This is a genomic window from Coprococcus sp. AM100_B19A, assembly GCF_027662015.1.
GTDB lineage: Bacteria > Bacillota > Clostridia > Lachnospirales > Lachnospiraceae > Allocoprococcus > Allocoprococcus comes.
Map to the genome: position 1 here is coordinate 358 of NZ_JAQDKN010000049.1, position 383 is coordinate 740.

Annotated in this window: 1 pseudogene; it reads left to right on the forward strand. The window is 48.0% G+C overall.

The window, feature by feature from the left end:
- Nucleotides 1–383: pseudogene (locus PGQ33_RS16705) on the forward strand (CD1108 family mobile element protein); the annotation flags it as partial.

The window sequence follows — 383 nt, forward strand, 5'->3', positions numbered from 1 at the left end:
GAAGCGGAACTGTATTACACACAGCTGGAAGCTAATCTGCAGGAGCGGATCAACAACATGGAATCGGAAGAACCGGGGCATGATGAGTACCGCTATGATATTGGTCCGATAGAGCATGATCCGTTTATCCTGATCAGTTACCTGTCTGCAAAATATGAGGAGTTTACGTTTGAGCAGGTGAAGCCAGAACTGGATGCGTTGTTTGCAGAGCAATACCATCTGACTACTGAAGCAGTGAATGAGACTGTGACAGAGACTGCGACAGTAAGGGTTGGAGAATCTTTGGGACAGGTTGTTACCAGTGGCTATTGCAACTGCCCAATCTGTTGTGGTATTTGGAGCGGAGGACCGACTGCCAGTGGAGCATATCCAACTGCCAATCA